The sequence below is a fragment of the Ruoffia halotolerans genome (assembly GCF_014049385.1).
Taxonomy (GTDB): domain Bacteria; phylum Bacillota; class Bacilli; order Lactobacillales; family Aerococcaceae; genus Ruoffia; species Ruoffia halotolerans.
Genome location: NZ_JACAOA010000001.1, coordinates 48,892 through 72,032, shown reverse-complemented (window position 1 = coordinate 72,032; position 23,141 = coordinate 48,892). Strand labels below are relative to the sequence as shown.

The window sequence follows — 23,141 nt, the reverse complement described above, 5'->3', positions numbered from 1 at the left end:
GCTTTAAAGACAATGTTTCAGTATAATTAAAAAAACGCAATCGTTTGCGTAAAAGGGGCAAATTATCAGATTGAGGTGTAAAAATGTCAGTAACAATAAAGGATGTTGCTAGAGTAGCAGGAGTTTCTCCCTCTACTGTTTCTAGGGTTATATCAAATAGCCCATCAATCAGTGAAAAGACAAAGACAAAAGTTAGAACAATTATGGATGAATTAAAGTATTATCCAAATATGAACGCAAGAAGTCTTGTTAATAGTACCTCACGTATTATTGGCTTAGTATTGCCTGATAATACAGATACATTCTATCAAAATCCATTCTTTCCAACTGTATTACGTGGTATGAATGAAGTGGCGAATGAAGAAAAGTATACATTACTTTTAAGTTCAGGAAATACGGAAGATGAGAGACTGGATCGAATTAAAACTATGGTATTTGGTAAACAAGTCGATGGATTGATTTTTCTTTATTCAAAAATAAATGATAAAATTATTCACTTCTTAAAAGATATTAATTTTCCCTTTGTTGTTATTGGAACGCCATCAATTAAAGCAGTGAACTCAGTGGATAATGACAATGAGGACATGTCATACGAAGTAACTTCTCAAATTATTAAGCAAGGCGGGAAAAAGATTGCTTTTGTTGGGGGAGAGAAGTCGTTAAACTTTATCGAATTAAGATATGAAGGGTATCGTAAAGCGCTTGAAGAGCATGGGATAGAAGTGGATCAGTCGCTTGTATTTAATGAGTTTCAATTCCTATCAAACGTAGGATATCAGTTAGTTGAAAAATTATTAGAATTGCCCGAACTAGATGGGGTGGTCATAGCTGACCAGCTGGTTGCTCGGGGGATTCGTTCTGGCTGGGAAACAGCTGGAAAAGAGCCTATTCCAATGGCAACTTTTAAAGCATATGAGTCTCATAAAACTCGTGAAAAGCACGAGTTATTCATGGATATTAATGCTCAAAAATTAGGAAATAGCGCACTGTCGATGCTTTTAGACATAATTACATTTAAGCATGCTGAGAATAATACACAAAGATATTTCCAAGAAATTGTCGAAGCAGAATTAGTCTTATAATCAGCTGTACCAAAAAGCTCCTCAGTTAATCCACTATCAGGATAAATGAGGAGCTTTATTAAATATTAGTTTACTTATAACGATTTTCTAGTTGTGACATCCACCAGCCTAAAAGAGCACCCAGTGTGAATAATACAAAACACATCAAGAATTGTAAAAAGCCAAAGCCAGCGTATGCTGAACCAAGAGGTACAATCATTAAAGTTGATGCCAACACAATTCCAACGATAAAGTGGAAGAATTCACTATAATTTGTACTGAAAATCTTCTCGATCACTTTAGCAAGTAATAAAATAGTGATTAAACCACCAATTCCGATTGGAATAATGATAACCAAATCAAAAGTTTTAAATCCGTCTGCCATTGCTTGATATAATCCCATATATAGAATAAAGTTTGATGGGCTCATTCCGGGGATTAAGATTCCCAAAGCAATTAAAGCACCACAGACCATCCAAGCAATAAAACTTGGTTGAACCGCACCATTGAATAGCTGATTCCCAAAACCAAGTAGAATAATACCGAAAACAAAAGCGATGATCATAATTATATAATCTTTTCTATCACGGCCTTCTTTTCCAGCTTCAGCCCAAAGAGCCGGAGCAGTTCCAACAATAGCACCAATAAAGAACCAAGTAATAATGACTTCGAAAGAACCAAGTAAGTAACTAATACCCCAAGAAAGAATGGCGATACCTACCAACGCCCCAATACCAACTGGTAAAAAGAAGCGAACATTTTCTTTAAAGTTTTTAGTGATGTTAGCTAAAAAATTAATAATTCTTTCATAGATACCGAAGATTGCTGCGAGAGCACCCCCGCTGACACCAGGAACAATAAAGCCTGATCCAACAAACATCCCTTTTACGAAACGAAGCAACCAACTTTGGTTATCGTTTTTTTCATTTTTTTCCATTGTTACCTCCATTAATATGACAATAAATATTAAATAGAATTCAAGTTTTTTCTATCGAATTTTATCACTCACTGTCCAATTATACTTAAAAGTTGAATGATGAGCAAATCAAAATAGTTGAAATTATGATGAATGTAACGTATAAATAAATTAGGTAAAAAATAGGAGTGAAAAAATGGAAAACAATATTTTATATTATAGTGATGTATGTCCAGACACCAAATCGTTTCTAAATGAGTTGAACCGTTTAGAGGTTCGTTTCAAAAGTGTGAATATCACTGAATCGATTTCTAACCTAAAAGAATTCTTGGCAGTTCGTGATAATGAAGCTGTCTTTAATGATAAAAAAGAAACAAATCAAGTAGGTATCCCAGTTTTAGTAACAGAAGATAAAGAGTACCTTTTTGATGGAGAACAATTAAGAAATAAATTTGATAACTAGTCATGTATAAAGTTTTTTAAGTGAGGGGTAACTTCTTCACTTAAAAGACTTTCTTTGACAAAAAATAATTATTTTAACTGATAATAAGCTATAATATAGTTACAAATAAAAGGATGGTGTTAGTATGAAGCAAGAAAAGATAGATAATTTAGTTGAAGAAGCAATAAATATTAAACCTAATTCGTATTCTCCTTATTCAAATTTTAGAGTTGGTGCAGCGATCGAAATGAACGATGGAGAATTATTTACTGGGGTCAACATTGAAAACGTTTCCTTTGGTGCAACTAATTGCGCAGAACGTAGCGCAATTTTCACAGCAATCAGTCAAGGCTATCAACCTAAAACAATTAAAGCGATTGCGGTTTCTGGAGATACAGATGATTTTCTACCACCTTGCAGTATTTGTCGTCAAGTGATGGTCGAATTTTGTGAACCCGAGACACCAGTATACTTAACGCGTAAAGATGGTAAAGTTTTAGAAACTAGTGTGGAAGGTTTAGTACCATTTGCATTCTCAACGATGGATATGTAAAGCCAATAATTTGTTTGTCATTCGTTTGTCTGATATATTTAATTTATTATAAATGAGGAGTGAGAGAATGGCACAAACATTACTACATGCTTGTATTCGTGTGCAAGATTTAAAAGCATCAAAAGAATTCTATATGGGTGTATTTGATTTTGAAGTGAGTCGTGAGAAAGATTTTCCAGAAGATGAATTTACTTTGTCTTACTTAACGGTTCCTGGAAGTGATTTTGAATTAGAGCTTACTTACAATTATGATTCAGAACCTTACACAATCGGTAATGGATTCAGTCATTTAGCTTTAGGTGTTGATAACTTAGAAGAAACTTTCGAAAAAGCGAAAGCATCTGGCTATGAAATGACAGAAATGAAATCTTTATCAGATAATTCAACTACATACTTCTTTATTACAGATCCAGATGGATACCGTTTAGAAGTAATGTCTAACAAATAACAAGACACCAAAAAACCGCTACAAGCTTGAATTCAAGCTTGTAGCGGTTTTTTTGGGTACTTCTATTTTTAGTCAAAGACAACTTCATGAACTGCAGTTTCTTCAGCATTTTGAATTTCAATCATATTTACAACATTTTTTGTCGGGTTATGGTTTTCATCAAAGATAAAGTCGCCGGTAATTCCAGAGAATTCTTCAAGATTTTCAAGCGCTTCATTGACTGCAACTGGGTCATCACTATCTGCTTGTTCAATGGCACTCTTAAGCATATAAATTGTGTCGTAAGCTAGAGCAGCAAACATATCTGGATCTGAGTCAAATTGATCACGGTATTTTTCAACAAATTCGTCTTCATCTTGAATAGGGTAAAGTGAAGCATAGTAGACATTATTCATGTTCTCAGCGCCAGCCAATTCATAAATAATATCATTACCAAATCCATTCGATCCTAGTATTGGAGCGTCGATGCCAATCTCACGTGCTTGTTTAACAATAGGACCAGCTGTTTGATAAAAGGCTAGTATAGTAATTGCATCAAAATCTTGAGCAGCGATGTTTGAGATAATCGCACTAAAGTCATTCATCTCTGGTGTGAAAGTTTCAGTATGGACAATTTCTCCTTCATAACCTTCAACAAAATTATCATATAGCCCAGAACCATAATCACTTGAGTTATCATATAGAACGACCATCTTTTCTGCTTCCATATTTTCGTATCCAAATTTAGCAATCCCAGAACCCTGGAATGAATTTGGCCATGATGAACGGTATACGAAGGGATGAACATTTCCATCGTCATCGAAGGTAATATCATTATTAGTCACTGGTGGAGAGATTAATGGAACTTGGTATTCATTTGCTGCTGGAATCGCTGCTTGCATTTGACTTGTCGTCGCAGGGCCAATCATAGCAACTACATCATCTTGAGTTGCTAAACGAGTCGCAATCATGGCAGCTTCTGTATCATCTGATTTAGTATCGTACTCAACGATATTAAAAGGACGCCCCATCACTCCGCCATCTTCATTAATTTCTTCAACCGCCATCTTAATCGCGTTGGATTGTGTAATTCCGTATGCTGCTACGGCACCAGATAATTCATAAATAACACCTAGATTAATTGGATCTTCATCTTGGGCAAAAGCAGTAAAGGCAGGCGTGAACGCACTAGTAGCAATGGTAGCAGTAGCAATAATTTTTGTAAGGTTTTTTCTAATTGAATTGAACATTTAAGTTCCTCCTAGTTTATTTTGGTAAATTGTGTATTTTAAAGTCATGTATAAACCTGATAAGTCCGATAAGTCTGATAGGCTATCCACGTTTACCACCTCATTTATTTAGTAATAGTCAACAAAAAAACGAACCTGAGTTAATCAGGCTCGTTATTTGACATGAGCCCGAATTCACGAGGAATAGGACTCTAATCATTAATGATTAAAATCCTATCACATGTCTAATAATAATAAAGCTATATTTTGGATGGCATAGCATCGCTGACTGTTAGATTGAATGTTTGGGTTAGACTTTTGCATACTACTTTGCCTCCTTTTTTGTTGGTAAAGTTAGTGTATAATAAGTAAAATTAAAAATCAACACTAGTTTTAATCTTATTCTAATAAAAAAGATATATTGCAGACAAAGACTGATAGAAATTGTTTACTAACTTATAAATCGAGAGTAAAATAAATAAAAAGTATAAATGAAATAGCTTTCATCACCGAATTAAAATCTTTTATGAAAACTTTAAGTATATTAGTTAAATAAAACTCAAGATTAAATTAGATTAATGAGAATAAATGAGGATCGTTTTAACCATAATATAATTAGAAAAGCTAAAAAAGTAATTGTAAAAAAATGATAATGCTATATAATAGTAATATGCGATGAGTCGAAAAGCGATCAGGTAGATTGCAAGGTGATATACTAGGGATTAACATCAACGTCGGGAAGACGAGTATAGCAAGCTCTCTGCTGTGAACAGAGACTTCGATTAATTATATTAATTTCACCGTTCGAAAAAACCACGAAGAATTAATTCTTCGTGGTTTTTTTTGTGCCATAAACGAATTTAATTATTAAGAAAATGTAAATTTTCATTTTTTAATTAAATAAAAATGAGATATAGGTTATAATGAAAATATGAACAGTGTTAAATATATTTTATTACAAAATATTGTTACGGGAGCTAATAGAATAATACAGAGTAAAGCGCTTTCATGTTATAATAAAACCATACTACTAGAGGATAATAAGGAGGGGAGTAAATGAAAAGTGAACTTGCCAAAGCTTCGAATTTTGAAAAGGATATTTATTTTTTCAATCAAGGAACCCATAGACAAGCCTATAAATTTTTAGGAAGTCAGCGGGTTGAAGACGGCAATAAGATTGGTTACCGATTTAATGTTTGGGCACCAAATGCGTATCAAGTATTTATTCAAGGTGACTTTACAAATTGGAATCTGAAGGAATTAGAATATATTGATGGCGGCATTTGGTCAATATGCTTTAATGAAGATTTAAAGGGGCAACATTATAAATATGGTATCGATAATGGTGTCGGACATATTGAATATAAGATGGATCCCTTTGCCTACCGACACGAGACGGCACCGAAAGATGCATCAATTGTTTGGGATTTACCCGACTATGAGTGGAATGACTCAAGTTGGATTAAAGAGCAGCGCGAGAAGAACATTCTAGAAGAACCTTTACAAATTTATGAGGTGCATTTTAGTTCTTGGCGTCAACATCCCGATGGAAGCAATTATAGTTTCCAAGAACTTGCTGAAACATTAATACCTTATGTTAAGAAGATGGGTTATACGCATATTGAATTAATGCCGTTAATGGATCACCCCTTGGATGCCTCTTGGGGTTATCAAATTACTGGATTTTATGCAGTGTGTGGACGATATGGAACGATTGATGAATTAAAAGAATTCGTCGATTACGCTCATCAAAACGGCATCGGCGTTCTTGTTGATTGGGTTCCGGGCCATTATTCACGAAATTCAAATGGGTTATCATATTTTGATGGTACTCCAACGTTTGAATACCAAGATCTGAATAAAGCGAATAATGTTGGCTGGGGAACACTTAATTTTGACTTAGGGAGAACTCAAGTTCAAAGCTTCTTAATCTCTAACGCATTATTCTGGTTAAAAGAGTTCCACATAGATGGTATTCGAGTGGATGCCGTATCTAATATGCTTTACTTAGATTTTGATGAAGGACCGTGGACTCCGAATGAAGAAGGAACTAACATTAAGCTCGAAGGTGTTGATTTCTTACAGAAATTAAATACTGTTGTTCATGAAGAATGGCCCCAAGCGATCATGATGGCTGAGGAAAGTACTAATTGGGACGGCATCACAAAGAGTGTCGATGAAGGTGGCCTTGGATTTGACTTTAAATGGAACATGGGTTGGATGAATGATACGTTGAAATTCTTTGAGATGGATCCGCTCTATCGACCAAAGAATTTAACGCTAATTACTTTTGTTTTCATGTATCAGTTAAATGAAAACTATATCCTTCCTTACTCGCATGACGAAGTTGTGCATGGTAAACATTCAATGTTAGGAAAGATTCAAGGAGACCGATACAATCAATTTGCAACATTAAGACTTATTCATGGCTATATGATGGCGCAACCTGGGAAAATATTGCATTTTATGGGTAATGAAATTGGTCAATACTTAGAGTGGCGATATTATGATGAATTAGAGTGGATTGATTTAGAAAGAGAATTTAATAGCGAATATCAACACTACATGAGCACTTTAAACCATTTAGGTCTTAAAGAGAAATCACTGCATGAATTGGATCATTCCGCAGATGGTTTGACGATATTAGACGCAGATAATTATGATGAAGGTGTTTTAACCTTTATTAGACATAGCAAAAAAACAAATGATTTCTTAATAATCGTTTGTAACTTCGTTCCTGTACAAAGAGAAGATGTTCGCATTGGCGTTCCATTCGAAGGTACTTATGAAGTTTTATTAAATTCAGAAATGATAGAATTCGGTGGTACTTGGGTTGACCCAATACCAGATATAGAAACCGAAGCAATCGAAACAAATGACCAACCTTTTTCGATTAAAACAATTATTCCTGCTACTTCAGTCCTTTACATCCGTCCCAAACGTATTTCAGGCGTAAAGAAATAGGAAAGGAGATAGAATATTGGTTAACATAGTTAAACCGTCTCGCCAACGTTCAACAATATTCTAACTGTATAATGAAACATGAAATGATCGCAATGGTTTTAGCTGGTGGACAAGGAACTCGATTAGGAGTTCTAACGAAGAACATCGCTAAACCAGCCGTACCTTTTGGTGGAAAGTATCGTATTATTGATTTTGCTTTAAGTAATTGTGCTAACTCTGGAGTTAAAAACGTTGGGGTTGTTACGCAATACCAACCGTTAGAGTTAAATGAACATATCGGTAAAGGTGGTCCATGGGGCTTAAATAGCCGTAATGGTGGAGCAACCATACTACAACCTTACTCAAGTTCAGATGGCGAAAAGTGGTTTAAAGGAACTGCGAACGCTATTTATCAAAACATAAGTTATATAGATTCTTTAAATCCTGACAACGTCTTAATTTTATCAGGAGACCATATTTACAAGATGGATTACAGTGAAATGTATAATTTCCACGTTGAGAATAATGCAAGTTTAACAGTTGGGGTTATCCCAGTTGATATGAGCGAAGCATCACGTTTCGGAATTATGAATACAGATCACAGTAACCGCATTATTGAATTCGAAGAAAAACCAGCAGAGCCAAAGAGCAACTTAGCTTCAATGGGAATTTATATCTTTGACTGGCCAACACTTCGTAGATATTTAGTGAAAGATTCAGCTAAAGACCGTGTATTAGAAGACTTTGGTCATGATGTTATCCCAACATATTTAGATAACGCTGAGAACTGTTTTGCTTATTCATTCGAAGGTTACTGGAAAGATGTAGGAACTATTGAAAGTCTATGGGAAGCGAATATGGAATATTTAAACCCTAACCACCCATTAAATGAAACACGTAATACATGGAGAGTGTATACTTCAAACCAAGTGACAGGTGCACAATTTTTAACTGAAGATGCAGAAATATCAAATGCATTAGTGGTAGATGGAAGTTACATTGCTGGGAAAGTGACAGACTCAATTATTTCACAAGATGTTACAGTTTCAGGTGGTTCAACAGTATCGAATTCAGTTATTATGTCGGATGCTGTTATTGGAGAAAATTGTGAAATCGAATATGCAATCATCGGTGAAGGTGCAGTGATTGCAGACGGAGCGAAGGTTGTGGGAACAAGAGAAGAAATTGCTGTAGTTGGATTTTATGATAAGGTAGGAGGCCCAAAGAATGATGGCGAAAAATAATATTTGTGCAATTATAAATTTAACGGAAGATACAACTCAATTAAAACCCTTAACAAACAATCGTCCTATCGCTGGATTACCATTCGCAGGACGCTACCGTATTATTGACTTTATGCTTTCAGACTTAGCGTATGCTAAGATTGAATCTGTAGGGTTATTCATTGGTAAATCGGGTCGTTCTATTTATGACCACGTTCGTTCAGGAGCTGCTTGGGATTTACAATCTGAAGTCAGTGGAGGTATCTTTACATTCTCACACCAAGATTGGAAGAAAAACCATCCAAAATCTGATGAACATGAAGATTTTTATTACAACCACCGCTTATTTCTAGAGAGATCAAATGCAGGTTATGTCTTTGTTGCCGGAAGTAAAATTATTGCTAACGTTGATATTCGTGCAGTTAGACAACAACATATCCAAAACGATAAAGATGTAACTGTTGTTTACAAACACTTCGATGAGAACCAAGTTTCAGACGATGAAATGTTAGCACATGGTATTGTCTTTAATGGCGATGAGATTGAGAAATTCACAGACTATGTTGTACCAAGTCAAGAAGGGAAAGTAAATCTTGGTTTAAATATGTACTTCTTAAGTGTTGATAAGATGCTAAATATCTTAGATCAAGCCACTGAAGACGAAGTTTATCTAGAACTTAATGAATTATTACAACATTACGCGACAGCTTGTTCATTAAACGGATTTGAATATACTGGTTATGCTTCAAATATTGATACAATTGATAAATATTACAAAGCGAATATGGATTTATTAAGTTTCCCAACTTTTTCTTCATTATTCCAAACGAGCATTCCAATTTTAACAAAATCAAAACACGGGTCACCGACTTACTATGCTCCTGAATCAAAAGTAAGAGAGTCATTTGTTGGGAGTGATACATTTATTTCAGGAACAGTTAAACGTTCAGTTTTAAACCGTCGTGTGGTTGTAGAAAAAGATGCTATTGTACTTAATAGTATCCTTTTACAGGGAACAAAAGTCGGTGAAGGTGCTCAAATCGAATATGCAATCATCGATAAGAATACGGTTGTGGAACCAGGTGCTAAAATTATTGGAGCACCCGATGATATAAAAGTTATTGGTAAAAATTCACACGTATTAGCAGACTAGGAGGGTAAAAATGAAGGTTTTATTTGCTTCAGCTGAATCAGCACCATTCTTTAAGTCTGGAGGACTAGGGGATGTTGCTTCGGCATTACCTAAGGAATTAGTCAAACAAGGCGTTGATATTCGAGTTGTATTACCGAATTACACAATAATGCCAGAAAAATACAAAAGCCAGTTAGAGGAGCATTCTCATTTCCGTTTTCAATTAGGAAACAAAAACGTATACTGTGGAATCAAAACATTGAAACATGATAATGTCATGTACTACTTTATAGATAATTTAAGTTATTTTGATCGACCCGATTTATACGGTGAGTGGGATGATGGCGAGCGCTTTGCTTACTTCTCAACTGCTATTATAGAAATGATGGAAGTAGTAGACTTCATTCCAGATATTATTCACTGTAATGATTGGCAAACTGCTATGATACCAGCCATGTTAGTGGATAGATATCATTGGAAGGATACCTTGAAGTCAATTCGTAAAGTGCTGACGATTCACAATATTCGCTTCCAAGGAATTTATGACCCAAATATATTAACGAATGTCTTTGGTACGAGTTACAATACTTTTACAGATGACGGCGTTAAATACCATGATTTAGTAAATTACTTAAAAGGTGGGATTAATTTCTCTGATCGTGTAACGACAGTTAGCCCAACTTACGCGAATGAAATTACGACACCTGAATTTGGGGAAGGTTTAGACGCGGTGATTCATCATAATCGTTGGAAATTACGTGGGATTATTAATGGTATTGACTATGATTCGAATAATCCTGAATCAGATCCACTAATTCCACATCATTTTTCAACGGAGGATATATCAGGAAAAACAAAGAATAAACTTGAACTTCAACGACGTTTAGGTTTACCAGAGAATCCTGATGTACCAATCATCGGAATGGTAAGTCGTTTAACAGATCAAAAAGGCTTCCAGTTAATTGAAGAAAAATTAAATGACTTGCTTCAACAAGATGTCCAAGTTGTCCTACTTGGTACGGGTGAAGAACAATTTGAAAACTCATTTAGATATTTTGAAGACGTTTATCGCGATAAGATGCGTTCATGCATTATGTTTGATGTTGAGCTAGCTCAATTGATTTATGCGAGCTCAGATATGTTCTTAATGCCAAGTGCTTTTGAACCATGCGGTTTATCACAAATGATGGCTATGAGATATGGAACTTTACCTATTGTTCACGAAACAGGTGGCCTAGTAGATACAGTGCAGGCATATAATCAATTCACTGGTGAAGGGACTGGTTTCAGCTTCTCACCATTTAATGCTCAAACAATGTTGGATGTAATTAATCTAGCTTTACATATCTACCGCAATGATCAAGAAACTTGGAAACAGCTTGTAGAGCAAGCAATGAAGAGTGACTTTAGTTGGGAAGGTCCAGCGCAGGACTATATTAAATTGTATGAAGAGTTACTCAATGAATAATTAAATGAATAAAACTACTGGATATCTTGTTTGTATCCAGTAGTTTTTTTATTTTGCATTAATTGCTTAGGCAATATCAATAGATATCAAATATCTTAAAAGACGTTTACCTATTAAAGATAGCGAATATTTCATTTATTTTTCACACTTATTGCTTATAATGTCCTTAAGTTAAATTAGTGTAATCTGACTTGTCTTGCTGGAATTTATCTATATAATAAGTAAGACTATCATTCCTTAGGCTGATAGCAAATCAGTAAGATAATACTATATTAATTTATACAATAATAAAATGAAAGGAGGCAAACTATGGAAGAAAATAACAATCAACCAACGAAACCAACGAGAAAAAATAATGCAACATGGAATAAAATAAAAACCATGTGGCAATATTACCGTGGTTGGAAGTGGTTAATCTTTATTGGCTTAACGTTTGCCTTACTGCTATCAAGCTATTCTGTTCTTATTGCTAAGACAACGAGTGTCGCTACCTTGCAAGAAGGACTTATGTCTCAAACAACTATTTATGCTTACGATGATACAAGTGCTGGAACTTTAATGTCTCAAAAAGGGACCTATGTTCCTTTAGAACAAATCTCGCCCCAGATGCGAGAGACGCTAGTGGCCGTTGAAGATAAACGCTTCTATGAACATAACGGTTTCGATACTATCGGGATCGGACGTGCGTTTGTTAGGTTATTAATCAATCGAGACACGAGTGGTGGTGGTGGAAGTACGATTACCCAACAACTTGTGAAGAATGCCTTCTTAACGCTCGATCAAACCTTCCAACGGAAGATTAAAGAACTCTTTCTATCTATAGAAGTTGAAAAGCATTATACAAAAGACCAGATTTTAGAAATGTATTTAAATAATTCCTATTATGGTAACGGAGTTTGGGGGATTGAAGATGCTTCTCAGAAATACTTTGGTCATCCAGCTTCGCAACTTAACTATAATGAAAGTATGGTCCTAACAGGTACTCTTAAGGGGCCTTCAATATTTAACCCGATTGATGATTATGAAGCGGCGATTGAAAGACGGAATGTTGTAGCTCAATTGATGGCTTCAGATAATGTCATCACCCAAGAAGATGCTGATGCCATAATGGCTGAAGGAATATATCTTTATGATAATTACTATGTCGAGGATAGTTACACTTATCCGTATTACTTCGATGGTGTCATTAATGAAGTAGTGGCAGTGACTGATATTCCAGAAGATGATTTATTATCAAAAGGTTATAAAATTTATACGAATTTAAACCCTGCATATCAAAATGCCATCGACAGTTCATATGATAATACATGGATATTCCCAGGTGATGGGACAGGTGAACCATTAGTTCAAAGTGCAAGTGTCGTTATTGATCCAAATACGGGTGGGATTATGGCAGTCTACGGCGGCCGAGGGGATTATGTCTATCGCGGCTTTAACCGCGCTACGGACATGTACCGCTTACCAGGATCAACACTTAAACCAATGGCTGTCTATGTACCCGCCTTAGAGAATGGTTACAATATGCATTCAATCGTTCCGGATGTCGTGGAAGGTCATGGTGCAAATAACTATGCGCCAAATAATTATAATAATTATACGGAACCGGGTGGCGAAACTGAATTATACTACGCCTTAGCGCAAAGTAAGAATACAACGGCTGTTCACTTAATGGATGATATTGGAATTAGTGAATCGGTCAGAAAATTAAGACAATTTGGTATTAATGTCCCGCAAGAAAATCAAGATTTATCCTTAGCACTTGGAGTTATTAATCCAGGGCTTTCACCACTACAAATAGCGAATGCTTATTCAGCCTTTGCTAATGAAGGTATTCGTTATGAAAGTAGTTTTATTCGTCGAATTGAAGATGCAACGGGACGAGTGGTCTACAACAATGAATCACCAACGAAACATATGGTAATGACTTCTAATGTCGCTGCAGATATGACAAGCATGATGTTAGATACTTATGGTGGATACGGGACCGGTTATGGGTCCGGACCAGATTATGGTATGTTAGCTGGTAAAACCGGAAGCACCGAAGTAGCAGAAGGAAATATGGATACACGTGATCGATGGATGGTTGGTTACACACCAGACTTTGTCGTCGTGTCATGGTCAGGCTTAGACGAAGTAGACGTCGAAGGCCAACCGTCTTTAGATGAACTCATGCCAACTGGTATGGGTGCTTTATTCAATCTTCAGACAACCGCACTAATGAATCAATCACCACAGACGCCTTTCGATGTCACTTATGCGTCACAAACTCAAGAGTCTACAAACATTGTGGAGAATGCGAATAATTGGCAAGAACAAGCAACGTACTTCTTGAATGATGCGGGTGAGTTTATAACTGAACACGGTGGGAATCTACTCAATGAGATAGGTAGAATTGGTTCGAATGTAGTTGAAGAAGTTTCGGGTTGGATAAATTAGTTTAATCTGTGTGGAAAAATAACTACTGTAACTTTCAAATTAATTCAGATTTATAACCGTTTCTGGTAGTAAAGAGAGTCTAATTTTGCTAATATTAAGATAGAAGTTAAGAAGGAGAGAGATTATGACAGAAAATAACAATATTTATGATACTGCGAATCAATTGGAGCGCGACTTAAGAGCATTACCAGCATATAATGATTTAAAAGAATCAGTGGCTGCCATTGAAGCGAACGATGAGAGTCGTGAGTTATTCAAAGAATTCCGCGCGATTTCGCAACAATTACAACAAAAACAAATGCAAGGTGAAGCACCTACAGAAGAAGAGATTGCAAACATTCAAGCAATGTCTGTTAAAGTTCAAGAAGATGAGAATATTAACCGTTTAATGGCTAGTGAGCAACTAGTAAGCCAAACGATTAATGACATCAACCAAATCATTACGAAGCCATTAAATGAAGTTTATCAAAACATGAGCCAGTAATTATTTGCTGAACTTTATTGCCAGCTGGAAGTTTTCGAGACGATCGATGCTTTTGGCTGGTTTTCTTTACGTAAATTTTCTCTCTTATATAAAACTATTCAATGAAAGGAGCAAACAAGATGAAATTATTACACGTCAGCGATTTACACTTAGATAGTCCTTTTGTAGGGCTAGGTAATGATTCACCTCAATTACAGAAAGAGTTAATCAATGCCCCGTTTAAAGCGTTTGAGCGCTGTGTAAGTATTGCGATTAATGAAGACGTTGATGTCATGCTAATTTCAGGCGATGTTTATAACAGCGAGCGGCAATCAATCGTTGCTCAGCATTTTTTTATGAAACAAATGGAACGCTTAGATAAAGTGGACATTCCCGTTGTACTTATACATGGTAATCATGATTATATTCGTCCAGATAAAGCACGCATGGTCTATCCCAACAATGTGCATGCTCTAGATTCCCGACAAGTATCAAGTTATGAATTCAATCTAGAGGATGGACGTTTAGTTCAAATTCATGGTTTCAGTTATACAACTAAATGGATTCACGAACGCGTGGTTAATGATTATCCAATGAATAACAACCCAGACGCTTTCAATATCGGGCTGTTACATGGAGCTTTAGAAGGTATTGAATCAGATTCAGGAAATTATGCTCCTTTTAGTATCGAGGAACTACTCTCAAAAAACTATGATTATTGGGCTTTAGGACATATTCATAAATCTGAAGTAATGAACCAAGAACCATTGATTCAATATGCTGGGACAATTCAAGGACGTCATCTTAATGAAACTGGCGATAAAGGTTGCTATATCGTTGAACTAGAGAAGGGTCAAAAAACGACAAACACGTTTTATTCTCTTGCTTCAATTGTTTGGGAAAATGCTAAATTAGAATGTCAATCTGATTGGCAAGCTAATGATATTATTGAAGAATTAAAGCAAATCATGGCCAATTTCCAAGATGAAGCCGAGGCAAATCAACAAACTTACTTCATCAATGTAGAGTTAACTCAAGCACAAAGACTTGAATCTGAACTCCTTGAACAAATTCAGGATGGTGAGTTTTTCCAAGTTCTAGATCAAGATTATCAGGAGAGTCCATTTGTATTGATTCATCGAATGACACCCAAATTAAATGTATCTTTAGATGTCTTTCATTTTGATCCAGGTTTGGAGGAAAGTTTTAATAAAGTGGTGGAAGAATTAGAAGAGGGCGACCGCTTTAAGACAGTCGTGTCTGATTTGTATCAACATCCCCTAATCAAACGTCACTTTAACTTAGAACATGATGAATCCTTACAAGAAGATATGATTTATTCTGCTCGACAATTAATAGCACAAATGATCGGGCTAGATAAAGAGAAGGAGGATGAGACTCTTGAGAATTAAAACATTAGATATCTATGGATATGGACGTTGGATTAACCAAAAGTTTGATATTAACGATGACATTCAATTGTTTTACGGTCGTAATGAGTCAGGTAAATCAACTTTACAATCGTTTGTTCGTTCAATTCTCTTCGGTTTTCCAAGTCGACGTAAAAAAGTAAACCAACCTAATCGGTATGAACCTAAGAATAGTGATGTATACGGTGGACGCATTCTATTAACAGAAACAATCTATGGTGATGTTTGGATCGAAAGAACGGATAAAGAATTGAAACTTTATACAGATTCAGGCGAAGAATTAGCTATATCTAAACTGAATGAAATATTAGGTGGCTTAGACGAGTCATTATTTGATAACTTTTATGCTTTTAACTTAGCGAATTTACAAGAATTAGCGAATGTTGGAGCGGATCAGTTAAATGATTACTTTCTAAGTATTGGAACCCTTGGAAGCGATAAGTTCTTAAGCATCTCTAAGGATCTTGAGAAACAAACGGATGAATTATTCAAACCTAGGGGAGTTAAACCTGAACTAAACCGTCTGCTTAATGATTATGATCATCTTTCTGAACAAGCGAATGAAGCTAAAAGAAACACTGGACGCTACAATGATTTAACTAGACGTCGAGACCAAATTGATGTTGTTATCAAAGAAACAAATCAACAACTCAATCAAGTTGAACAAGACATACGAGAAAAAGATAAACTCATCTCTCGTTATGACACTTACTTGAAACTCAAAGCGACAGAGAAAGCCTTACAGGGACTTGTATTTACGACTATTCCGGAGAACGCGCCAAAGAAATTGAAAGATAATGTGGACTCCATCCAAAACTTGGAGGAAGAGAATATAGCTTTAACAGAACGGATTGCTCACATTCAAAACGAATTAGGCCAGCTAACACGATTTAACTGGGCGAAGAATCATGAACAAGACCGTAAGAAATGGCTAGCTCAAACAGAACAAATTAAAGAAGTTCAAACCAAATTCGAGCAAATGAATCAGCGTATTCACGAAACAAACGAATCTATGACTCAATTAGCGGTTAAAGGACAATTCTATCCAGAAAAGATTGAGAACAGCCAAGCATATGAAGAAAAAGTTGAAAAAGGCCTAATTATCCAAACTAAATTAATCGACAGCAATTCTGAAATTGAAACCATTCGAATTCAACGTAAGATGCTTTTAGAACAGAGAAAAAATCTGCAAAATAAAAGCGCAAACTTGCGTCAAAATGTGGCGAAGATTGAGAATCAGCGTGTAAATGAAGAAGAAATTCTAATCCAAAATACGCGATTATCAGAGTACTTTATCGGATTAACACTGTTAGTTGTTGGGCTCATTGTCGTATTCTTTAATTTAGTTAATGAAGCAAGCATGGCGAATATAATATTCTGGTTGGGTGTTTTTATGACCCTTATTGGAATTGCATCAATGTCTTACGTGTTTGTAAAACACCGTAACTTAATGAATGAGTTTAATAATAGTCCAGTTCTCGATCGAGCAAACCAGCTGAAAGAAGAAGAGAAACAAGTGAGTGAGCAAAGTCGTGAACTTGGTAAAGAAATCAATGAAAAAGAAGATACAATTAATGAATTAGAAGAAGCGAAAGCTGAAATTGTAAAAGATCAAAATCATTGGTTAACTGAGATTGGTTTTTATCCAACAGCTGATCCAGAATGGATTCTAAAGACAAATCCAGTGAAAAGCTACTTCTCTGAGATGGAAAAACGCGAGACTTATGAGGCTGAATTGGCCAAATTAGCATCGCAAATTGAAGATTGGAAAGATGCAATTTCGCCACTTCTAGAACGATTCCCAGTCAATGATGTAACTACCCGCGTGTTAATTCGTCACGTGGAAGAAGTCGAAGCGTCATTAATTCAAGCGCAACAAAGAGGGAATAGCTTGAAGGAGCGTTTAGTTGAGGCTAGAGAACGCATTGAGAAAAACAAAAGCAAAATTGACGCACGACAAGTTGTGATTCAAGACATCTATAATAAAACGGATGTTACAAATCGTTTAGAATTTGAACAACGTGTATCGATTAACCAAGAAATTGAAGACTTAACGAATAAAAAAGAACTTTATAAAGAACAAATTACTGGCTTCGAAGACGATTTAGCTTCGATTGAAAGTAAACAAAGTCTTAACGAGTCATTCCATGAATCAGAACGTGAGCATTCAATTCTGAAAGGAAAATTAGATCCGAATATTCGTGAAAGAGCGAATCTCGTCGTTGAGATTCAACAACTTGAGCAAGACGGTACTTTCCAAGAATTATCTCAACAACTTGAGAATAAAAAGACAGAAATTCTTGAAGTGATTCATGAATGGGGAACTAAACGTTTGGCAATGGATATGATTAATCAAACACTTCGTAAAGGTTTAGATAATCCAGTCAATGAAATGAATGAAATTGCCGACCGCATCTTTAATATCTTAAGTTTCAGTCGCTATACACAAATTAAAATGAATAAGAAAGATATTAAAGTAAAACAATTTAGTGACGTCTTATTCTCACCACACGAATTATCACAAGGTACTTTGGAGCAATTATATGTTGCCTTAAGATTAGCCTTTGTCATTAGTGCTCAGAGAATGATTAAGATGCCAATCATCATTGATGATGCCTTTGTAAACTTTGATGAATTCCGTAAAACTAGCATGTATAAAGTGCTTCAAGATATAAGTGAAGACATACAAGTGCTATTCTTTACTTTTGATCAGCAAGCCAATGAAACATTCCATCCGAAATTTATTATTAATCTAGAGGAAATTAACTCAATTGATTTACCTAATGAGAACACTCAAAATTATAATGAAGCTTTGGATGAATCGTTAGAAGCAGCAAAGGAAGAAGTATCTCAATAAAAGATTGAATTAGACGAGTTAGTATCTGAGTCTTCAAATAGTAATGAATTCATTATTATTTAAGGGCTCGGATATTTTTTTATCAGTATAATGTGATAGAATAAAAGAGTGATTATTATGTATATCTATCTAACATAACTAGATGTTTAATATATACAAGGAGGTATATTGTGGCACAATTATTTGAAATTAAAAATGGAGAACAATTCGGTATTTTTGTTCTAATTAAAGCAGCGGATATCCGTACAGCGCGTAATGGGAAACCGTTCATAGCCTTTCGATTCCAAGACCGTTCAGGTTCAATGGACGGGATGTTCTGGTCAGCAACTGAAGAAGAAGTGAACTTGTACCAAGCAGGTAAAGTTGTTTTTCTGAGAGGAAAGAGAGATACATATCAAGGAACACCGCAAGTAAAGATTGAATCCATGCGCTTAGCAGAAGCGGGTGAGCCGGATGATCCAACGCTTTATGTAGAGAAAGTGAAAGTTAAACGTGAAGACTTGGAAGCAGAACTTGATGATGCGCTATTACTTATAACTGAGGCAAACATTGCACGTGTCGTTCGTAAAATCATTCACCAAACGCAGGAAGACTTCTTTGTCCATCCAGCAGCCAAACGATTACACCATGCCATGGCAGGTGGACTAAGCTTCCATACATTATCAATGGTTAAAATCGCGCGTAATTTATTATCGATTTATCCACAACTGAATCCAAGTTTATTAATTGGAGGAATTATCCTTCATGATATTGGTAAAACCGTTGAATTAAGTGGCGCGATTTCAACAGAATATACCCTCAAAGGGAAAATGATGGGACACATTGTCATTATATCAGAGATGATTGACCGCGCATGTTCTGAAATTGGCATTGATCCTGAGAACGAGTCAATCTTATTACTGAAACATGTGGTATTAGCTCACCATGGTAAAATGGAATTTGGTAGTCCCGTCTTACCGCAATTACTAGAAGCAGAGATAATTCACTATATTGACGATATGGACGCTAAAATCAACATGATTACTGAAGTGCTAGATAAGACTGAGCCAGGTGAATTTACATCGCAAATCTTTGCACTAGACCGCCGACAAATCTATAAACCAAAATTCTAAAAATAATCTAAAGAGAAAAGAGAGAGAATATGGATTCACATAAAGACGAACATGCACTTGAACATGGCCATGATCACGGTCACGACCACCATCATCACTCTGAATTAGATGATTTACACCATAATCAAGGAACGGATATTGTGTTACAAGGTGAGTTGAATGCAAATATTGAGCGAGTTTGGGAAGTGTTAACTTCGAATGAATACGTCAAACAATGGTTCCCTGAACTTGAATATGAATCACTCAAAGCCGGCGGGAACTTGATGTTTAATTCAGGAGACATGCATTTAGATATGATGATTTATGATGTTGAAGTGCCGTCTCACTTGTCATTTGAATGGGGAGAAGGAAATATCGTAACCTTTGACCTTGTTAGCAATGATGACTTAACGACTCAACTGAATTATACTCAATGGATTTATCATATTGATGAAGAACATAGTCCGAAAGATGTGACGGGTTGGTTAATTTGTATGCAAAAAATTGCTGCGATCATTGATAACAAACCTATTCCAGATACAATGGAGTTATACAATGAGTATTATGATGAAGTAGAACAGTTGATAAAACAACAAACGTCGGCTGAGTTTGAATAGAAAAAATCGGTTATTACAAAAAATGTAATAACCGATTTTTTTAATACAATCGTTTCTCTGTTCCGTCCAATTCAATATACATTGAAGCATCCTGAACGGTTTCCAGTATACCATGATAGTTATCATTTTGATCTTGCGCACCTATATATAAGATATAAATGAGTTTGTTCCCAGGTGAGAACCACATAGGTTCAATAAAGCGACGTTGTGCTTGAAGGTCTTCAGACAAGCGTTTAACCTTTGGCCAAACTCTAGCTGGGTGACAATTTTCTAAGTCCCGTCCAATTTCTAAAGGTGATCTTTGGAAGAGCATCTCGTCATAAGGACCAATATTATTAAAGTATTTGAACTTATGATCACCATCAACGTAAGTAATTTCAAAAGGCATTGAATCAAAAATGAGCCTCACTTGCTTTAAACTTAAATAACCTTCGCCAATACTAATCAATTGCTCGTTAGAAAAAACATTTGGATCATTGACTACAGTTTCATTTCTTGTAGTCCAGTTGAATTCCAACTGTCCTTCACCAAATTGAAGTACTTGTGATTCTTCTTGAGACTGATGTTTGTGATTAATTTGAGTTAAATCAGCTGGTTTTTTAAGTGTTAAATCAACCTTGCTTTGAGGGAGTAAATTACGCCATTTGTCCGTTTGAATATCTAAGATAGGTTGGATGTTTTGTACAATTTCAACAAAGCCTTGATATTGCCCGGCTTCATTAAAGAGTGCTTTATACGAAATATATAAGAATTCTGATTCATGTTCAAACCAAAAGTTTTCTTCAGTTAATGTGTTATTTTTGAAAGCTTGAACAATGGGTTCTAATGTATCCCAGACAGCTTCTGGATAGACATCTTCTACCTTAGCACCGATATTTTCAGCGTGTCGTGGTAATATTGATGACTCCTTCTTGTGATTGAAGTATTGTACGATATCATTTTGATCAACAAAAGTAACTTTCACTGGGATGTAATCAAAGATGACTTTGATTTGTTCTAAGCTCAAGTAACCATCACCAATCGAAAGAGGCACTGTTGGGTTCATGATATGGTTACTGCTTGAGTCAAGTGTCTCATCTGGTTCCCAAAGAACGGTAAATTGACCGCCATTAACGGTAATTTTTCGTGTTTCGATTGTTTTACTTTCCACTGTATTCATTGTTTTTTGAGCTGCCTTAGTTGGTATCGGTACTTCTAGAATCGACAATTCTTCAGCTTTTTTCGAATCTTCTTTAAGTAAGTCTGCCAGGTTTTCTGGCTCCCAAGTTTCGTGTGGACGAATAATTGCATAGCCGTAATTATCACTTTGCTGGGCGATGTTGTACCAATCCAATTGATTGAAACTCTCCAGTAAGATATTAATTAATATGGCTTCTTCTTTAAAAATCATTTCATTGAATTCAAACTTAAAATCCTCATAAGTGTCTCTTACTTTTGAAAACTTAATATCTGGGAACTTTTCCATGGCTTTATAGGCGCGTTTGAATAAGTCACGGATCTCATCATCTTTTGCCCACATAACTTTTGGTGGAGCGTCGTGGCCGTAACTTTCCATCACCGGGAAGAATAAATGTTCTTTCCGTTTGTAATGGTTATCAAATTGCCCGATGATATCATATTGACGTTTAAGTCCTTTAATCATTCCATCAGACAATTCTTCAGCCGGCATTTCTTCAAAGGTATCCAGAATATTGTTAATCCGTAGCAGGGCAGAGCGTAACGCCATATTCTCTTCTTTGAATACTGTTACGGGGTGTCCGGGGTGATCAGCATCGGGTGCTTTACCATCTTCAATCGCACCTTTGAACAGATTCGCGTGAACATTACATAGTTTCAGAACATCTTGAAACGTAATTACACTATCCCCATACATTAATTGATGTTCCATCATGGAGATTTCAATGGCACTCACACCCGTGAAATGCTCATTAAATTCATCCTGAACTGAGTCAGGATCTGCTCCATGATGCAGTTTAAGAAGAATACCTTCTAATATATCTATGCGATTATCTGTATTATTACTCATTCACGTCACCTCCGATGACAATATAGCCGTTCCATTGTAGTTCATTCACTAATTGTTCCAATGGAAGGTTGATTAATTTGCAGCCTTGTTTTAGTGTAACAACTTTTCCAACCGATTGTCTCATGGCTGGATTAGCTAAAGGTTTAAAGCCTAAATCGACAAGAATGTCGAGAAGTTCAGGGTGTGAATCAAGGACTTGTTTCACAGGTCTATTAAGGTCTACTTGATTTTCCATTTTCTTACTCCTTATAAAATTCGATTGATATTAATTCTATTTATGTATAAACTAAACGTACTATATTACATAATACTAGCGAACAAAAAGTTCATAAGCAATATGAATAAAATAAATATATTATTTAAACGAAAGGAACATCTTTTATGAATGAAGAATTTGGTATTCTATTCAAAAACGAAGCATTAAAGTACGAAGAAGAATTACTAGAGCAATTAACAGGAGTCATCGATCCAGAGTTAGGCATAGATATTGCGAACTTAGGCCTAATATATGAAGTAGATATGGATGAAGCAGGGAAGGTTGAAGTCATAATGACTTTAACAACTGCCGGTTGTCCCTTAGCAGACTTCATTGATAGTGACGTGAGATATCAATTAGCTAACTTTGATAAAATTACTGAAATCGATATAAAAGTTGTCTTTGAACCGCATTGGGATTTATCTCGCATCTCACGCTTTGCTCGTATTGCTTTAGGTATTCCGAGTGATTTTATTCCGAATTAAATTAATATTTAAACGTCCTGTCTAACGATGGGGCTATTTTTGTACAATGTTTTAAAATATACATAAATAATTGTTATATCCTATTG

The 23,141-nt window shown here is 35.6% G+C and carries 19 protein-coding genes; 15 read left to right on the top strand and 4 right to left on the bottom strand.

The window, feature by feature from the left end:
• The first annotated feature begins 83 nt into the window (after positions 1-83).
• Complete coding sequence (locus HW423_RS00330; RefSeq protein ID WP_218929975.1) at positions 84-1,082, top strand: LacI family DNA-binding transcriptional regulator; 999 nt, start codon at positions 84-86, stop codon at positions 1,080-1,082.
• A gap of 70 nt (positions 1,083-1,152) precedes the next feature.
• On the opposite strand, the gene HW423_RS00325 is transcribed toward HW423_RS00330, so the two are convergent.
• Positions 1,153-1,998, bottom strand: coding sequence for a DUF368 domain-containing protein (locus HW423_RS00325; protein ID WP_218929974.1), 846 nt, complete (start codon positions 1,996-1,998; stop codon positions 1,153-1,155).
• 175 nt (positions 1,999-2,173) lie between these two features.
• Here HW423_RS00325 and HW423_RS00320 point away from each other — a divergent pair, with 175 nt between their 5' ends.
• From HW423_RS00320 to gloA, 3 genes are all read left to right on the top strand, one after another.
• Positions 2,174-2,440, top strand: coding sequence for a glutaredoxin (locus tag HW423_RS00320; RefSeq protein WP_138405436.1), 267 nt, complete (start codon positions 2,174-2,176; stop codon positions 2,438-2,440).
• A 124-nt stretch (positions 2,441-2,564) separates the two neighbouring features.
• Positions 2,565-2,972, top strand: coding sequence for a cytidine deaminase (cdd, locus tag HW423_RS00315; RefSeq protein WP_218929973.1), 408 nt, complete (start codon positions 2,565-2,567; stop codon positions 2,970-2,972).
• A 67-nt stretch (positions 2,973-3,039) separates the two neighbouring features.
• Positions 3,040-3,420, top strand: a complete 381-nt coding sequence (gloA, locus tag HW423_RS00310) for a lactoylglutathione lyase (RefSeq protein WP_218929972.1) — start codon at positions 3,040-3,042, stop codon at positions 3,418-3,420.
• Between the two features lie 68 nt (positions 3,421-3,488).
• Here the strand turns inward: gloA and HW423_RS00305 are convergent, their stop codons facing one another.
• Complete coding sequence (locus HW423_RS00305; RefSeq protein WP_218929971.1) at positions 3,489-4,649, bottom strand: ABC transporter substrate-binding protein; 1,161 nt, start codon at positions 4,647-4,649, stop codon at positions 3,489-3,491.
• A gap of 1,035 nt (positions 4,650-5,684) precedes the next feature.
• Here HW423_RS00305 and glgB point away from each other — a divergent pair.
• From glgB to HW423_RS00255, 10 genes are all read left to right on the top strand, one after another.
• Complete coding sequence (gene glgB / locus HW423_RS00300) at positions 5,685-7,592, top strand: 1,4-alpha-glucan branching protein GlgB (protein ID WP_218929970.1); 1,908 nt, start codon at positions 5,685-5,687, stop codon at positions 7,590-7,592.
• A 71-nt stretch (positions 7,593-7,663) separates the two neighbouring features.
• Positions 7,664-8,815, top strand: coding sequence for a glucose-1-phosphate adenylyltransferase (locus tag HW423_RS00295; protein WP_218929969.1), 1,152 nt, complete (start codon positions 7,664-7,666; stop codon positions 8,813-8,815).
• Positions 8,799-9,947 (top strand): glucose-1-phosphate adenylyltransferase subunit GlgD, encoded by a 1,149-nt coding sequence (gene glgD / locus HW423_RS00290; RefSeq protein WP_235956162.1) that lies wholly within the window; start codon positions 8,799-8,801, stop codon positions 9,945-9,947. The genes HW423_RS00295 and glgD overlap by 17 nt, the downstream gene beginning before the upstream one ends.
• 10 nt (positions 9,948-9,957) lie before the next feature.
• Positions 9,958-11,394: a glycogen synthase GlgA gene (gene glgA / locus HW423_RS00285; RefSeq protein WP_218929968.1), complete on the top strand. Its 1,437-nt coding sequence runs from the start codon at positions 9,958-9,960 to the stop codon at positions 11,392-11,394.
• A gap of 309 nt (positions 11,395-11,703) precedes the next feature.
• Complete coding sequence (locus HW423_RS00280; protein ID WP_218929967.1) at positions 11,704-13,830, top strand: transglycosylase domain-containing protein; 2,127 nt, start codon at positions 11,704-11,706, stop codon at positions 13,828-13,830.
• A gap of 124 nt (positions 13,831-13,954) precedes the next feature.
• The gene (locus HW423_RS00275; protein ID WP_218929966.1) at positions 13,955-14,314 is read left to right on the top strand and encodes a YlbF family regulator; all 360 of its coding nucleotides are present in this window, start codon (positions 13,955-13,957) and stop codon (positions 14,312-14,314) included.
• A gap of 119 nt (positions 14,315-14,433) precedes the next feature.
• The gene (locus HW423_RS00270) at positions 14,434-15,705 is read left to right on the top strand and encodes a metallophosphoesterase family protein (protein WP_218929965.1); all 1,272 of its coding nucleotides are present in this window, start codon (positions 14,434-14,436) and stop codon (positions 15,703-15,705) included.
• Positions 15,695-18,580 carry an ATP-binding protein gene (locus tag HW423_RS00265; RefSeq protein WP_218929964.1) on the top strand — a complete coding sequence of 962 codons (2,886 nt, stop codon included), beginning with the start codon at positions 15,695-15,697 and terminating at the stop codon, positions 18,578-18,580. Before HW423_RS00270 ends, HW423_RS00265 begins: the two co-directional genes overlap by 11 nt.
• 170 nt (positions 18,581-18,750) lie before the next feature.
• Entirely contained in the window at positions 18,751-19,692 is a 942-nt protein-coding gene (locus tag HW423_RS00260) for a 3'-5' exoribonuclease YhaM family protein (protein WP_218929963.1), read from the top strand.
• A 29-nt stretch (positions 19,693-19,721) separates the two neighbouring features.
• Positions 19,722-20,288, top strand: a complete 567-nt coding sequence (locus tag HW423_RS00255; RefSeq protein WP_218929962.1) for an SRPBCC domain-containing protein — start codon at positions 19,722-19,724, stop codon at positions 20,286-20,288.
• A gap of 40 nt (positions 20,289-20,328) precedes the next feature.
• Here the strand turns inward: HW423_RS00255 and HW423_RS00250 are convergent, their stop codons facing one another.
• Both HW423_RS00250 and HW423_RS00245 read right to left on the bottom strand, forming a co-directional pair.
• Positions 20,329-22,314 (bottom strand): DUF438 domain-containing protein, encoded by a 1,986-nt coding sequence (locus tag HW423_RS00250; RefSeq protein ID WP_218929961.1) that lies wholly within the window; start codon positions 22,312-22,314, stop codon positions 20,329-20,331.
• Positions 22,307-22,549, bottom strand: a complete 243-nt coding sequence (locus HW423_RS00245; RefSeq protein ID WP_218929960.1) for a DUF1858 domain-containing protein — start codon at positions 22,547-22,549, stop codon at positions 22,307-22,309. The genes HW423_RS00250 and HW423_RS00245 overlap by 8 nt, the downstream gene beginning before the upstream one ends.
• A 146-nt stretch (positions 22,550-22,695) precedes the next feature.
• On the opposite strand from HW423_RS00245, the gene HW423_RS00240 reads away from it, so the two are divergent.
• Positions 22,696-23,055 (top strand): metal-sulfur cluster assembly factor, encoded by a 360-nt coding sequence (locus HW423_RS00240; protein WP_138403990.1) that lies wholly within the window; start codon positions 22,696-22,698, stop codon positions 23,053-23,055.
• Positions 23,056-23,141: the final 86 nt, after the last annotated feature.